Origin of the sequence: Paraniabella ginsengisoli (genome assembly GCF_022513635.1) — a bacterium.
Lineage (GTDB): Bacteria > Bacteroidota > Bacteroidia > Chitinophagales > Chitinophagaceae > Niabella > Niabella ginsengisoli.
In genome coordinates, this window is sequence record NZ_JAKWBL010000003.1 from 97982 (window position 1) to 112640 (window position 14659).

The following is a 14659-nucleotide window of genomic DNA, read 5'->3' on the forward strand; positions in this document are numbered from 1 at the left end:
TTAATACATTTTATTTTTTTCGCACATATTTGTACGAAAAAGTTTTTTGTAAAAAGTTTTGCCATAATAAACCGCCTTCCTATATTTGCACTCCCAAAAACAACGAGGCGCGTTGGTCAAGGGGTTAAGACGCCTCCCTTTCACGGAGGAATCACGGGTTCGATTCCCGTACGCGCTACACTCCCAGCTTTTTAGCTGGGTTTTTTATGATTTAGAAACACACTTCTTCTTGTCTAAAAAAACTCAACCACCCAGATCAATAAAAATGTCTATGTTTTTCCTCGTACAATCCATGTACACCTGTTCATTTATAACCATTTTTGCAATCAAATACGAATTTGTTTGCTATGGACCATCAGTACAAGTTTAATAACAAATATATAGTTGGGATTTCGTTTATATCGGCATTAGGAGGATACCTGTTCGGATTTGACTTTGCTGTAATTGCCGGAGCCCTACCTTTTCTAAAAGAGCAGTTTCACTTTAATGACATACAGGAAGGCCTTGCAACCGCTACCCTGGCGTTAGGTTGTATCGTTGGTTGCGCATTAGCTGCATCCATCTCTGATAAACATGGCCGCAGAAAGGGCCTTATGCTATCCGCTGTAATTTTCCTAATATCATCGCTGGCAATGGCAATAGGAAATAGCAGCGCGGCATTTATAATTGCACGTTTTTTTGCAGGCATTGGTGTTGGCATGGCATCTGTACTTTCCCCCATGTATATTGCCGAGATAGCTCCTGCTAATATGCGCGGACGTTTGGTAGCCATCAACCAAATGACAGTTGTAATAGGCATTTTTATTACCAATCTCGTAAACTATAGCCTTCGTGATCAGGGCGTAGATGCATGGCGTTGGATGGTGGGTCTTGGGGCCATACCTTCTTTCTTATTTCTTATAGGTGTTTTATTTTTACCCGAAAGTCCTCACTGGCTTATTAATAATAACAAGATAGAAAAAGCCAAAGCCATCCTTTTAAAAATCGGAGGCGTGGAATATGCTGCCAAAACACAAGAAGCTATAAAGAGTTCCTTAACCAGCAGCGCTAAAGCAACATTTTCGGCACTAAAGAACAAAGCCATTTTACCTGCTGTTATTGTAGGCATCGGGCTTGCTGTTTTTCAACAGCTGTGTGGTATAAATGTAGTATTCAATTATACTGCCACCATTTTTGAAAGCGTAGGCTTTAATCAGGATGATCAATTGAGGCAAATGGTATTTATTGGTTTGATCAACATGGTATGCACAGCCATTGCTATGTGGCAGGTAGATAAATCAGGGAGGAAACCTCTTATGCTTTTCGGAGCAGCCGGGTTAGCAATATTATACGTTTTTAGCGCTACACTTTTAAAGCAACAATCGGCAACAGCTTCGTGGCCTTTACTCGCCGCTATTGGCATTTACGCCATGACACTGGCACCGGTAACCTGGGTTCTTATCTCAGAAATTTTCCCTAATAAAGTACGCGGAAAAGCAACCTCTGTCGCCATCATTGCTTTGTGGATTTCTTACGCACTACTAACTTTCACCTTCCCCATTTTAGCTAAGCGGATGGGCACTTACACTCCATTTTATATATACGCTGTAATATGTGTAATAGGTTTTGTGTTTATAAAAGTCAAAGTCAGGGAGACGAAAGGAAAATCACTGGAAGAAATGGACAACATTTTCTTAGGTCATTAAAAAGCACCTTTATTAAACCAGCAAATGATATATGGCATCTTCGTTGTGTCACTCACTTGTACTGACGAATATATATCAACCTATATAAACGATCCTAACAATACATCAAACTCACAATTCTTATAGAAAAATCCAAATCACTCTAATATGCAAGTAAAAGCCTGGGAAGAAAAAGTAACCATCCCAACATATAAAATTGGTGAACCTGATGCTAATCCTATGTTTCTCGAAAAGCGGGTATACCAGGGAAGCAGCGGTGTTGTATATCCCTATAAGGTAATAGATAAAGTGTACGACGAAAAAGAAAACAAAGAGTGGACAGCCTTATATCTTGAGAACGACTATTTAAAAATAATGATACTTCCGGAATTGGGTGGGCGCATTCAAATGGCTTATGATAAAACCAATGATTATCATTTTGTATATTATAACCAGGTAATAAAACCTGCACTTGTTGGCCTTACAGGCCCGTGGATCAGCGGAGGCATTGAGTTTAACTGGCCGCAACACCACAGACCTACAACATTTGACACAACAGATTATCAGATTTCTGAAAATAAAGATGGCAGCAAAACAGTGTGGGTGAACGAATATGAAATTATGTTCGGCACAAAGTGTGCATTGGGGTTCACTCTATATCCAGATAAAGCTTATATAGAACTACATGCCAAACTTTACAACAGATCATCTTTCCCACAAACCTTTTTGTGGTGGGCGAACCCTGCCGTATCGGTTGACGAACATTATCAAAGCGTGTTCCCACCTGATGTACATGCCGTTTTCGATCATGGCAAAAGAGATGTCAGCTCCTTTCCTATTGCCACCGGTACTTATTACAAAGTAGATTATTCGCCAGGTACGGACATTTCTGTTTACACAAATATACCTGTGCCAACATCCTATATGGCGGTGAACAGTAAGTTTGATTTTGTTGGAGGTTATCATCACAAAAAGAAAGCAGGTTTAATGCATATCTCCAATCATCATGTTAGTCCGGGTAAAAAGCAGTGGACATGGGGATGTGGCGATTTTGGCAAAGCCTGGGACAAGCAACTTACTGATGAAGACGGTCCTTATTTCGAATTAATGTGCGGCGTTTATACTGACAATCAACCCGATTTTGGATGGATCATGCCTAATGAATCAAGAGCATTCAAACAGTATTTCATGCCATACAAAAATATCGGTTATATTAAAAACGCCTCCATTGATGCTCTGGTTAATTTGGATATTGTAGACAATAAGGCAGATATCCAGGTTTATACGACATCCCTGAAAGATGTGCGTATTTTGCTGTATGATGACGCTGAACTTATTTTAGAAGATAAAGCCACACTATCACCAACTAAAACTTATCATCACAAAATTGATTTCACTGGCGACAGCAAAAAGCTAAAACTGAGTGTTGAAGATGAGACGGGAAAAATTTTGGTGTCCTATACTCCTGTAACTAAACAGGGAGAACCACTACCCGATCCGGCCAAGCCTGTTCCTCTACCAATCGACATCAAAACTGTTGAAGATCTTTTTTGGCTGGACAACATTTAGAACAATATAGGCACGCCACTTACGCGCCAATCGATTATTACAACGAAGCATTGAAAAGAGCCCATGATGATATAAGATGCAATAATGCCAAAGGGTTATGGCTTTTAAGGCGCGGTGCTTTTAAATCTGCAAACAATTATCTACGGACTGCAGTAGAAAAATTACTCAAACATAATCCGAATCCATACGACAGCGAAGCGCTGTACAATCTTGCACTGTGTTTAAAATACCAACATCAACATGAAGAAGCATACGATCTTTTTTTAAAAAGCGCATGGAGTGCGGCACAGCAGGATGTAGCTTACTTGCACGCTGCTTATATTGCTGGCATCTGGAATAACTGGAATGACGCATTGGAGTTGTCTGATAAATCAATACTCAGAAACTATAACAGTTTAAAAGCAAGGCATCTGAAAGCAATCAGTTTACGTAAGCTAGGAAAATTCAGCGAAGCCATTGATCTATGCATACAAACTTTGGCGATCGATAATTTCGACTTTGCGTCTATGTACGAATTATCATTATGCTATTCCTCAATTGAAAAAAATGGAGAATCGGGTTCTGTTATCGCAGCGATACAAAAAACAATTCAGCAGCGAAGCAGCACATATATTGAAATTGCTAACCAATATGGAGATGCAGGTCTGCATGCAGAAGCTTTGACTTTTCTTAATCTCAATGGTGACTATTCCGACGCTCTCTATCTTTATTATAAGGGTTATTACTCGTTGCAAATCGGTAATAAATCAGAAGCACAACAACATTTTACACACGCGTTCACATGTGATACAAAAGCGTTTCCTAATCGGATAGAAGATATTCATGTTCTTAAAACAGCAGCATCATTTAATCCAAAAGATTATAAAGCATTATACTATTTGGGAAATTTCTATTATGCTAAACGCCTGTATGACGAAGCTCGGTTGGCCTGGGAAAAAGCGATAGAAATAGATGATCAATTTCCTACAACGCTTAGAAATCTCGGCATTGCGTACTTTAATAAATTCGACAAAAAGCAGGAAGCTCTTGAACTTTATGAAAAAGCTTTTGCCGCCAATACCTCTGACGCACGCATATTGTTTGAATTGGATCAGCTAAAAAAACGTTTTCGAGTATCGCCTGAAGAACGCTTATATTTTCTTTCCAATCATACACAATTAGTTTATGAAAGAGATGATTTACTAATCGAATTCATCAGTCTTCACACAATAACGGGACAGACTGAAGAGGCTTACCGCATGATCATGTCGCACAATTTTCATCCATGGGAAGGTGGAGAAGGAAAAGTGTCAGCTCAATATGTAACGACACTTTTATTACAGGCCAAAAATGCGTTAAGTAACAACGACCCAGTTCATGCAGTAAAACTATTAACAGATGCGCAATTCTATCCTGATAATTTAGGTGAGGGGAAAATATTTGGTGCGCAGGAAAATGACATTCTTTATTGGTTGGGCTGCGCTTATGAAAATAAGGATACTAAGCTTGCCAGAAAATATTGGGAGCTTGCATCTGTTGGCCTGGATGAACCAACGCAAGCCATCTATTATAATGATCAACAACCTGACAAAATATTCTATCAGGGATTAGCGCTAACTAAATTGGGTAAACAAACAGAAGCCCATCAAAAATTTGAAAAGCTGATCAACTATGGAAAGGTTCATGAAAATGATCATATCACCATCGACTTTTTCGCTGTGTCCCTGCCTGATCTTATGATCTTTGACGACGATCTGGATGTTAAAAACAAAATTCATTGCTACTATTTGATGGCACTTGGATATACAGGGTTAAATAATATGGAAAAGGCTCAGGAATATTTTGACAAAGTGTTAGCGTTGGATCCTTCTCATGGTGGCGCAGCGATACATGTTTCGTATAGTAAAATTCCGCAGTTATAGAAAGCGCTTTCTCTTTCTATAACTCAAAGGAGATTCACCCATGTACTTACGAAACAAGCGCGAAAAATAAAACGGATCATCCAGCCCTAACTCGTAACAAAGCTCTTTTACCGGCATAGCCGTAAACTCAAGATACTGACAGGCTCGTTGTATTTTAAGGTGATTAAAATATTCCAAAGGTGGGTGGCCTGTCTTATTTTTAAACATGGCCGAAAAATGTGAAGGCGACATAAATATCAAAGAAGCAAGATCTTTTAAAGAAACCGATGCCATAATATTTTGCTGCATATGTTCAATCACAATATCGATCTTACCTTTTTCTTCTTTATAAGGAGGGTTTAAAAACTGCGGGAAACAAAACGTTCCAAGAAAACTTGAAAATATCATATTGCAATAGTAGAGATGATCTATACTATAACCAGACTCTAATGTTTGGTAAATATCATCAAACAGTACTGTTCTTTTTCATTGTATGCAGCATAACCAACATGATCAGTACAGTTTTTTAGAAGCAATTCAACAAAACTTTGCGCAGCAGCACCATTAAAATGCGCCCAGTAAATAGACCAGGGAAGCTTCTCATCCGCGCCATATCGGTGTTTTAAATTTTTAGGAATGACAAGATACTCGCCTTCCTTAATAGGTACCGTCTTGCCATCAAGCGTAAACCAACCCATGCCACTTGTGCAGTAAATAAGAATATTCTGATTACATCCTTGCTCTCTTTCACGATAGTGATATTCTGCGCGTGGATAAAAGCCAATATCTGTAATGTAAAGATTAGAAAGAAGTTTTTGCGCTTGGCAAACATTAATTACCTGCTTCGGTAGTACAATTGCTTTTTGTCCTTTAAAACCATCTTTCTTTTTTATACTCTCCTTGTAAATTTTGTCAGGCATTGTAATTAAATATAACGCAATCGGTATAGTCACTAAAATACTTATTTAGCGCATATCTCTGCGTTTTTTAATTCATTATCTCGCCCTACTTAATTTTACCATAATGGCATCTTTAGCTGGCACTGTCAATTGAAAAGAATCTTCTCCTTTTTTAACTACGCCTATTTTTTATTACTAAAAAAATCATAAATATTATACGCTTCGTCATACAGTTGCAGCTTGTCTTTTTGAAAACGATAATGGAATGAGCCATCATTACTAAAATTTACTAAGGATGCGTAAACGGTATCTCCAGGCAAATAAAACGCTAACTGCTGATCTTCATCCAATCCATCCGCCACCTTTAGAGGAATGAATGCTTTAGGATTATTAAAATATTCAGAAAGGTATTTATTGTTTAAAAAATGCAAGGCACGTTCTTTTGCTACACGGTTTCTAAAATCAGAGCCATCGCCTAATACGCTTCCCATAATTATCATCGTTATTAATCTGACTTTTACATCCTGTTCACTGATATCATTGTTTTTCTGAAAATTTTTCATAACAGAAATATCCATATTTGTGAAAGGCCATAAAGTACCCTGCATCCATCCCAGATGTGACGAACTTATCATAGAAGATGCGGTACTGCCGTAATGAGGAAAGCCTTTCTGATCATTTCTTAAATGAGAATAAACATCGGTAGAAAGAAATCTTGTGTGCGCATACTGATTAGGGAAGGTTGGCGAAATGGCCTGAGTAATAAAAACATCCGGGCCAAGAACCGAATCAATAAGGCCCTTTAACATTTTCATTCCAAAGTTGTATCCTTGCAAACCTGACTGTATTTTTTTATCGAACCGAATGGAAGACTCCAAAGCTCCTGCAGTTAAAAAATCGATCTTTAAAAATTTCGCCCCAATTGCTTTTGCTTTTTGCAACTCTCCAATTATTCTTTCGCGTGTTGCAGGGTGAGTAGGGTCTAACGGAAATGCTCCAAACTCGCCATCCTTATAAACGATCGTCTTACCGTTATTGTCTTTTAAAGTAACGTCCCTGATAAAACTGTCCGTATATTGAAGTTTATCTTTTTCGACAGATGATTTCCAGGTCCACACAGCAAAGGGAATGAAATAAAAACCTAACTCCTGATTATTTTTCACACAATGTTCCTGAATGGATTTTAAAACTTCTTTATTATAAATTCCCTGGTCATAAGAATCTATACTCAGGTAAACTTTTTTGTTATGAGAGAAATTGCGAAGAGAAGCCAACTCATCTGATATCTTTAAAACGCCTTCAGGCATCATGCGCCCTTCATAACCCAACACTCCTTCAACCCCAAAACTGTTCCAATAAAATGGCGCCGAATCTTTCCAGTCTAAATATCCGTTCAACTTTCTGTTCACAATACCGTATGCTTTAAAAGCATCGTTTCTATTTTCTGAACCGCACACAAAAATTTTAGGAGAATAAACGCTTTTACCTTTCATTGCTCCATGAGATACCATATCATGCGTTCCATCATTACCGCCATATTCAGCGGGTAAAGATTTATCATCAGATGTTGCTGCGCCACCAAATACAGCCAACGAATCAACAACACCCTTCTTTCCTGATAGTGTATAATGTATACCAGTTTTCCAGAAATCGTGCGTAACAGCGCCAATTACTAACCCGGAAAGATTATTCAAGTCATATAAAGAAGTAAAGTTGTATCCCGTTCCCTGTTGCAATTTGCCAGGTATCCATTCCGCAGTCAACACTTTCGTCCAGTTATCATTATCAAAGGGCACATCTAATATTCTTGGGTTTTCACCTTTTACAAAACAAGACGCGCCATTTGCTGAATAAACGGTGATAGGACTGATATAATTCACTTCCATATCACCACCGGTTTTTGACCAGGCATCTAAACTGACTAAAAAGTAATGCTGTCCTTTATAAACAGAAACAGTTTGTCGCATTTGTATCGAAGCGTTCTTATTTGAGTGGACAAAACTGATCTTTTGACCTTCGCCAATCGAATCAATAAAACGCCTGCTTACAATGTCATGCATTTCAAAGTCATTGCTGTTATAAGTATTGCCCCTATCGTTTTTACGACAGCAACTGTATTGTTGATAAAACTTCCATCTGAAAAGTTATAATCAATCGTGCCGGATTTTTTGCTCAGGAGTATTTTGTAAAAATCTGAAGTAATTATCGTGCTTTCTTTTGTAGTACTAATTATCTGGCCTGCTGAAATAACCGGAAGAATTAGAAAGGCTGCGGAATAGAGAAAAAATTTCATGATGTCAAATTCAGTTGAATATCAATAAATACAATCGTTATAATTTGTTCGTCAAAAATGAGCAATAAGCAGGATACTAAAATAGAGAATATCCGGTGTTAACTGGACTATCTTATGCAATATAATAAAAACATTAGTCTATACTATTAGAATAGTATAGTATAATTTTTACTTCAAAGAAAAATAATTGTTGTTTATTTGCCAACAACTATTGCTATGCAAAAGGTATACGATCACATAAGGAATATGGAAAATGTTCATGCACTTTCCAAGCACGAACAATTTGTTCAGGGGTTTATTAATGCCGTTGATGATAAATCAATTTCTAAAGGAGATATGCTACCATCGGTTAACAATCTTATTGCTGAACTTGGCTTTGCAAGGGAAACTGTTGCAAAAGCATACAAAGAACTTATCAGTCGCGGCATTGTAGAATCAAAAAACAGGATCGGTTTTTTTTTGGCCAAAGAAAATACCAAAAACCAGTTAAGGGTTGCATTGATCATTTTCGCGTTTGATAGCTTCCAGGAAGTGTTTTATAAAACGTTCAGGGATCAGTTAGGCAAACAAACACATATAGATATTTTTTCCATCATAACAATATTGATGTCTTTGAAAGCATTATTGAACGTGTAAGAGGAAAATATGGAATGTATGTAGTAGCGCCAATTCCTCATAAAAAGTCAGGTAACATATTAAAGACTTTGCCGGTTGATAAGTTTCTGATGATAGATCGGCATGTGCCTGTTAAGGCAGATTTTTCCTACATTACACAGGAATTTTTTCAGTCTTCCTATGCTGCCTTTGCACAACTGGCTCCGGCTATAAAGAAATATAAAAAGATGATCTACTATCATCGGCCAAATTCGGACACGCCGGACGAAATATTACAGGCTTTTCAAAAGTTCGTAAAAGATTTTAAGATCAGGCATTCTATATTACCTGAATACACAATAGGCTCTATTGAAGCAGGGAATGTATATTTTACGATCAACAACGCAGAGCTTTGGATGATGCTTAAAGATTCTAAATTTAAAAAACTTAAACTTGGGAGTGATGTGGGCCTATTGTCTCATAATGATGAGATAGTAAAAGAAATTATTTTTGACGGCATAACCACGTACTCCACAAGTTTCGAAGCTATGGCGCAAAAAGCTGCCGTGTTTGTATTAGGCCGCAAAAGATACAGGAAACGATTCCGACCGTTTTAATAAGAAGAGGCTCTCTTTAACTATAAACAACTGCTATGTTTATCAGCTTTTTTCTTTTACTGGCAATTGCGGCTGGCATTTCGGTTTACACTACCAGAAAACAAAGCAAAACATCTGTAGGACACTATTTGGGCAACCGGAACCTGAATTTCTGGATGATCGGTTGTTCATTATTTCTCACCAACATGAGCGCAAACCAATTCATCGGAGAGAACGAGTTTGTGTACACTACTAATATGTCGGTGATGTGCTGGGGAATGAGTTCCATATTAGCCATGATCATTGTATCTGAATTCCTGATGCCGGTATATCTCAAAATTGGCGCAATGACAACACCGGACTTTTTGGGTATCCGCTTCGACAGGCAAACACAAAGAATGGTTTCGATCATTTTCCTGCTTAGCTATATCGTCAATTTAATTCCATCAGTGCTGTATGGCTGCGCTGTAGCAATTAATGGAATTTTCCAGCTAGATGAAAAATTGCAGATCAGTTACCTGACTTCTATCAGCATATTGGTAATTTTTATAGGAGTTATCGGTTGCACTTATTCTGTATTAGGCGGCTTAAAAGCTATAACCATCAACGATATAGTACAAGGCATTGGTATGGTAACTGGCGGCATTCTGATCATTTGGATCGGATTACAATACCTGGGGCAAGGAAGCGTTTTAAACGGAGCAGAAAAATTATTGAATAACAATAAAGTGCATTTGAATGCGATTGGTGCAAGTAACGATCCCATCCCTTTTGGAACCTTGTTTACGGGCATGTTGCTTATCAATATTTACTATTGGGGTATGGAACAATATATTGTCCAAGAAGCACTCGGAGCGAAAAACCTTGCCGAAAGTCAAAAAGGAATTTCATTAGCTTGTGTAGGAAAGCTCTTTGCGCCATTCCTTTTAAACATACCTGGCCTTATCGCGCTGCAATTATATCCTACCATTGAAAACACGACAGCCGTTTTTCCTAAAATGATTAACGGTACCTTACCTCCCATTATAGCAGGCTTTGTTGCAGCAATTGTTTTTGGCGGTGCACTAAGCACATTCAATGCAGGATTGAACAGCATAGGCACTTTATTTACAATGAACCTTTATAAGCCATATCTTGAAAAAAGAAAAAGCTTATTGACGATAGAAGCCTGGTAAGAAAAGGAAGATTGATCCAAATAACAGTGACAATTGTAGCAGTTGTTGTATCTCCGTATATCATGTTTTTTAGCGGTGGCTTTTATAGCTATCTGCAAAAAGTATCCAGCTATTTCAGCGTTCCCGTCTTTACTATAATGATAGTGGGCTTGCTTACAAAAAGAGTTCCTGCAGTAGCAGCAAAGGCGGGTTTGGCATTCTTCGTAACATCGTATATTTCTACACAATTTATATTCCCTGTTAAAATGCATTATCTGCATGTGTTGTGCATCCTTTTTGTAATCACTACCGCTTTAATGTTGTTGGCAGGAAGACTGTGGCCAATGAAAACCGATTTTCAACTAACAGTACAGTCAAAAATGAACATCCGCCCCTGGAAAAGAAGGTATATATATTACTCAATACTTATTATGATGATGATTGGTATGTTTATTCTGTTTTCTCCAATCGGATTGGCTAAACCTTAGCGCAATTGGCCTAAAGCTAAAAGACAAATACCCCCTTCCATAATATTGTACATAGATTTCATAATAATGTCTATTTAATACATATGCACTTACTATAATTTAGCTGCAGGAAAAATGTTTCTCAAAAAAATTTTGTTAAATAATTTATATCTACTTATTTTTGGTATAGTATAGAATAGTATAGATTGGTGCTTGCCGCATTTAACCAATGTATAACTGAATTACCTTACTTAATAATTGCTTAAAAATGATTAAACGATTGTTGTGTTTTTCAATGATGAAAAATGATTTCTTCCTGCGCTACATGTTTTTACTGGCGTGTTTCTTATCAATCTATGGTACGGCCACATCGCAGTCTGTAGCTATTATTGGCACTGTAACAGACACCAGCGGAAGGCTAATGGATGGCGTAAGTATCACTGTTGTTAATAAACAACGGGTAGGAACAGCAACAGATAAAAACGGACGTTTCATTCTTGAGGTTGCTTCCGGAGATTCACTTCGCTTTTCTTACGTAGGATATTCTGATCAAAATGTAGCGGTCACCGAAAGCACCAGAGAGTTAAATATTATCATGACTCCAAGTGTTTTTCAGGCCGGAGAAGAAGTAATCGTAACTGCTTTTGGAAGAAAGGAAAGAAAGGAGGCGCTTGTTGGTTCTGTAACCAGTATACAACCTGAAGACCTGAAAATTCCAGCAAGTAACCTTACAACTGCTATGGCTGGTCAAATAGCAGGAATGATTGCTTATCAGCGAACAGGCCAACCTGGCCAGGACAATGCTGCTTTTTTATACGCGGCGTTACAACTTTTGGTTACAAACAAGATCCTCTTATCCTGATCGACAATGTCGAATTGACCGCGAACGACCTTGCACGGCTACAAGTTGACGACATAGCCAGTTTCTCTATATTAAAAGATGCCAGCGCAACAGCTTTATATGGCGCAAGAGGTGCAAACGGCGTTATATTGGTAAGCACAAAAGAGGGGAAAGAAGGAAAAGCAAAAATTAATTTTAGATCTGAGTATTCTTCTTCTCAATCTACTCAAACATTGCAATTGGTTGATCCGATCAGGTACATGGATCTGTTTAATGAAGCTACGTTGACAAGAGACCCCAGTTCAGCCATTCCATTTACGCCAACAAAGATTCAGAATACGATAGATGCGATGAATAATGTTCCAGGCAGCAATTCTTATGTATATCCCGCAGTTGATTGGCTGGATCTTCTGTTCAAGAAAAGAGCAACCACTCAGCGTAATAATTTAAGTATTAACGGAGGGGGCAAGGTAGCTAAATATTATGTTGCTGGCTCCTATAATATTGATAATGGCGTATTAAAAACTGATATCCGAAACAATAACGATAACAATGTAAAGTTCCAGAATTATCAGCTTCGCTCAAATGTAAACATCAATCTCACCAATACTACCGAGATGATCGTTCGTTTATCTGGAAATTTCAGTGAATACAATGGGCCTATAACCACAGACGGTTCTTTTGCTTCTGATCTTTATAATGTAGCAGTTCATACCAGCCCTGTACTTTTTCCTGCATACTACGAACCCGATGCTGCTAATGCTAATACACAACATATTCTTTTTGGTAATGTCGGAATTGGAGACGCAGGAATTTCGAATAACAGTATTCAATATAATAATCCATATGCTGCGCTTTTACGTGGACACAAAAACTCATCCGAGTCGAGGATCTCAGCCCAATTTGAGGTGAACCAGAACTTCGATTTTATAACAAAGGGATTAAAATTCAGAGGGATTTTCAACACAAACAGATACTCCTATTTCGCATCACAAAATGCCTATTCTCCATTTTATTATAACATTGCCACGTACGATAAGACTACAAATGATTATTCTTTGGTTTGGTTAAATCCGCAACCCGTTGGCAATAATGTAGCTACAGAATATCTTCAATACAGCAGAGAAGAACCCAAAACCAACACATTCGTATATCTGCAAGGGGCTTTGGAATATAACAGAGAACTTGGAAACCACACGCTCAGCAGCACAGTAATAGCAACACGACAACAAACTGTTTACTCTGATGCAGATCATTTTCTCGGCGCTTCAAATAATAGTGATCTGCAAAAATCTCTTCCTTACAGGAACTTTGGTTTAGCTGGCAGATTAACTTATTCCTTTTCAAGAAAATATTTTATAGAAGGTAATTTTGGCTACAACGGTACAGAACGTTTTTCTGCTAATCATAGATATGGTTTCTTTCCAACCATAGGCGCCTCCTGGGTTGTATCTAACGAAAAATTTTGGGATGGAGGAATCTCTGATGTGTTAACCAGACTTAAATTAAGAGCCAGCCACGGGTTGGTAGGAAATGATGCAATTGGAAGTCAAAGATTTTATTATTTGTCCGACGTTGTGCTGAACGATGGAAATAATTATTCACAATTCGGTACTAATAATCAATATGAACGCAAAGGCGTTGTTATACGCAACTATGAAAACCTGGACGTAACCTGGGAAACATCCAGACAAACAAATTTTGCAGCGGAGTTTACGTTATTCAAAAACTTTAATTTCATTGCTGAATATTACAAAAATCACCGTTATAACATTCTGCAGGCGCGCGCAAGCGTTCCTACAACAATGGGGTTGGAATCACAAATAAGTGCTAATTTGGGAGAGGTTGAGTCGCAGGGTATTGACCTTTCATTAGATTACAAGCAATCGTTCAATAGCGGGCTCTGGCTGCAGTCTCGTGCCAACTTCACCTATTCAACCAACAAGTACACAAAAAAGAAGAACCCAATTATAACGAACCATGGAGATACCAGGTGGGCCAACCCGTTAATCGCTACTGGGGCTATTTAGCTGAAAGGCTTTTTGTTGATGATATCGAAGCTGCGAACTCGCCGATACAAAGTTTTAGTAATAATGGCAGGCTTCCTCAGGGAGGTGATATAAAATATAAAGATCTTAATGAAGACGGACGTATAGATTATCTTGATCAAACTTTCATCGGGTATCCAACAGTTCCAGAAATCGTATACGGTTTTGGACTATCGAGTGGCTATAAAGGCTTCGACCTTTCCGCTTTTTTCCAGGGACAGGCAAGGGTTTCCTTTTTCGTAGACCCTCAAAGAGTGAGCCCCTTTATCCAAAGCCCTGACCCCTATATATATGGCAACACACAGGTAATAAAAGAATTTGCAGATGATCATTGGACAGAAGCCAACCAGAATACCTACGCCACCTACCCAAGATTAGGTGTAAGCAGGAACGTTATTGAAAACAATCTTCAAAACAGTACATGGTGGTTAAGGAATGGCGCATTCTTAAGAATTAAATCACTTGAATTAGGTTACACAATCCCTGCAAATTTCACAAAAAGAGCCTGGATCTCAAACGCGCGTATTTATTTAAATGGCCTTAATCTATTTACCTGGAGTGCCTTTAAAACATGGGATCCGGAACAGGGAGGCAATGGATTTGCTTACCCCATACAAAAAGTTTTTAACATAGGAATAAATATAAATCTATAAT

14 protein-coding genes and 1 tRNA gene are annotated in these 14659 nt (G+C 38.2%); 11 read left to right on the plus strand and 4 right to left on the minus strand.

The window, feature by feature from the left end; all coding sequences use genetic code 11:
- Positions 1 to 106 precede the first annotated feature (106 nt).
- The 4 genes from MKP09_RS14970 to MKP09_RS14985 all read left to right on the plus strand — a co-directional run bounded on the left by MKP09_RS14970 (position 107) and on the right by MKP09_RS14985 (position 5134).
- Positions 107 to 178 (plus strand) — tRNA-Glu (locus tag MKP09_RS14970).
- Positions 179 to 347: 169 nt separating this feature from the next.
- Positions 348 to 1685, plus strand: a complete 1338-nt coding sequence (locus MKP09_RS14975) for a sugar porter family MFS transporter (protein ID WP_240830794.1) — start codon at positions 348 to 350, stop codon at positions 1683 to 1685.
- A 147-nt stretch (positions 1686 to 1832) separates the two neighbouring features.
- Complete coding sequence (locus MKP09_RS14980) at positions 1833 to 3233, plus strand: DUF5107 domain-containing protein (protein ID WP_240830795.1); 1401 nt, start codon at positions 1833 to 1835, stop codon at positions 3231 to 3233.
- A complete protein-coding gene (locus tag MKP09_RS14985) occupies positions 3215 to 5134 on the plus strand; it encodes a tetratricopeptide repeat protein (protein WP_240830796.1) in 1920 nt (639 codons plus the stop codon). Before MKP09_RS14980 ends, MKP09_RS14985 begins: the two co-directional genes overlap by 19 nt.
- Here the strand turns inward: MKP09_RS14985 and MKP09_RS14990 are convergent.
- The 4 genes from MKP09_RS14990 to MKP09_RS15005 all read right to left on the minus strand — a co-directional run bounded on the left by MKP09_RS14990 (position 5129) and on the right by MKP09_RS15005 (position 8305).
- Positions 5129 to 5521 carry a helix-turn-helix transcriptional regulator gene (locus MKP09_RS14990; RefSeq protein ID WP_240830797.1) on the minus strand — a complete coding sequence of 131 codons (393 nt, stop codon included), beginning with the start codon at positions 5519 to 5521 and terminating at the stop codon, positions 5129 to 5131. The two genes, MKP09_RS14985 and MKP09_RS14990, sit on opposite strands and share 6 nt — an antisense overlap.
- 38 nt (positions 5522 to 5559) lie before the next feature.
- Positions 5560 to 6033: an AraC family ligand binding domain-containing protein gene (locus MKP09_RS14995; RefSeq protein ID WP_240830798.1), complete on the minus strand. Its 474-nt coding sequence runs from the start codon at positions 6031 to 6033 to the stop codon at positions 5560 to 5562.
- 161 nt (positions 6034 to 6194) lie between these two features.
- Positions 6195 to 8072, minus strand: coding sequence for an alpha-amylase family protein (locus MKP09_RS15000; RefSeq protein ID WP_240830799.1), 1878 nt, complete (start codon positions 8070 to 8072; stop codon positions 6195 to 6197).
- Positions 8057 to 8305 carry a hypothetical protein gene (locus MKP09_RS15005; protein ID WP_240830800.1) on the minus strand — a complete coding sequence of 83 codons (249 nt, stop codon included), beginning with the start codon at positions 8303 to 8305 and terminating at the stop codon, positions 8057 to 8059. Before MKP09_RS15005 ends, MKP09_RS15000 begins: the two co-directional genes overlap by 16 nt.
- Positions 8306 to 8521: 216 nt before the next feature.
- Here MKP09_RS15005 and MKP09_RS15010 point away from each other — a divergent pair, with 216 nt between their 5' ends.
- The 7 genes from MKP09_RS15010 (at position 8522) to MKP09_RS15040 (ending at position 14658) form a co-directional block, all read left to right on the plus strand.
- The gene (locus tag MKP09_RS15010) at positions 8522 to 8941 is read left to right on the plus strand and encodes a winged helix-turn-helix domain-containing protein (RefSeq protein WP_240830801.1); all 420 of its coding nucleotides are present in this window, start codon (positions 8522 to 8524) and stop codon (positions 8939 to 8941) included.
- Positions 8942 to 8955: 14 nt separating this feature from the next.
- Positions 8956 to 9516: a hypothetical protein gene (locus MKP09_RS15015; RefSeq protein WP_240830802.1), complete on the plus strand. Its 561-nt coding sequence runs from the start codon at positions 8956 to 8958 to the stop codon at positions 9514 to 9516.
- A 35-nt stretch (positions 9517 to 9551) separates the two neighbouring features.
- Positions 9552 to 10670 (plus strand): solute:sodium symporter family transporter, encoded by a 1119-nt coding sequence (locus tag MKP09_RS15020; protein ID WP_240830803.1) that lies wholly within the window; start codon positions 9552 to 9554, stop codon positions 10668 to 10670.
- A gap of 11 nt (positions 10671 to 10681) precedes the next feature.
- On the plus strand, positions 10682 to 11137 hold the full coding sequence (locus tag MKP09_RS15025) for an SLC5/6 family protein (protein WP_240830804.1): 456 nt from the start codon (positions 10682 to 10684) through the stop codon (positions 11135 to 11137).
- 247 nt (positions 11138 to 11384) lie between these two features.
- Complete coding sequence (locus tag MKP09_RS15030) at positions 11385 to 11978, plus strand: carboxypeptidase-like regulatory domain-containing protein (protein ID WP_240830805.1); 594 nt, start codon at positions 11385 to 11387, stop codon at positions 11976 to 11978.
- Positions 11978 to 13987 carry a SusC/RagA family TonB-linked outer membrane protein gene (locus tag MKP09_RS15035; RefSeq protein ID WP_240831499.1) on the plus strand — a complete coding sequence of 670 codons (2010 nt, stop codon included), beginning with the start codon at positions 11978 to 11980 and terminating at the stop codon, positions 13985 to 13987. The genes MKP09_RS15030 and MKP09_RS15035 overlap by 1 nt, the downstream gene beginning before the upstream one ends.
- On the plus strand, positions 13951 to 14658 hold the full coding sequence (locus tag MKP09_RS15040; RefSeq protein ID WP_240830806.1) for a SusC/RagA family TonB-linked outer membrane protein: 708 nt from the start codon (positions 13951 to 13953) through the stop codon (positions 14656 to 14658). The genes MKP09_RS15035 and MKP09_RS15040 overlap by 37 nt, the downstream gene beginning before the upstream one ends.
- The last annotated feature ends 1 nt before the right edge of the window (position 14659 follow it).

What these genes read in the sequence shown, in the direction of transcription:
- MKP09_RS14980 (WP_240830795.1), top strand. Translation starts at nt 1,833, where the DNA reads ATGCAAGTAAAAGCCTGGGAAGAAAAAGTAACCATCCCAACATATAAA.
- MKP09_RS15030 (WP_240830805.1), top strand. Translation starts at nt 11,385, where the DNA reads ATGATTAAACGATTGTTGTGTTTTTCAATGATGAAAAATGATTTCTTC.
- MKP09_RS15000 (WP_240830799.1), bottom strand. Translation starts at nt 8,072, where the DNA reads ATGCATGACATTGTAAGCAGGCGTTTTATTGATTCGATTGGCGAAGGT.
- MKP09_RS15010 (WP_240830801.1), top strand. Translation starts at nt 8,522, where the DNA reads ATGCAAAAGGTATACGATCACATAAGGAATATGGAAAATGTTCATGCA.
- MKP09_RS14990 (WP_240830797.1), bottom strand. Translation starts at nt 5,521, where the DNA reads ATGATATTTTCAAGTTTTCTTGGAACGTTTTGTTTCCCGCAGTTTTTA.
- MKP09_RS15005 (WP_240830800.1), bottom strand. Translation starts at nt 8,305, where the DNA reads ATGAAATTTTTTCTCTATTCCGCAGCCTTTCTAATTCTTCCGGTTATT.
- MKP09_RS15015 (WP_240830802.1), top strand. Translation starts at nt 8,956, where the DNA reads ATGTATGTAGTAGCGCCAATTCCTCATAAAAAGTCAGGTAACATATTA.
- MKP09_RS15020 (WP_240830803.1), top strand. Translation starts at nt 9,552, where the DNA reads ATGTTTATCAGCTTTTTTCTTTTACTGGCAATTGCGGCTGGCATTTCG.
- MKP09_RS14995 (WP_240830798.1), bottom strand. Translation starts at nt 6,033, where the DNA reads ATGCCTGACAAAATTTACAAGGAGAGTATAAAAAAGAAAGATGGTTTT.
- MKP09_RS14975 (WP_240830794.1), top strand. Translation starts at nt 348, where the DNA reads ATGGACCATCAGTACAAGTTTAATAACAAATATATAGTTGGGATTTCG.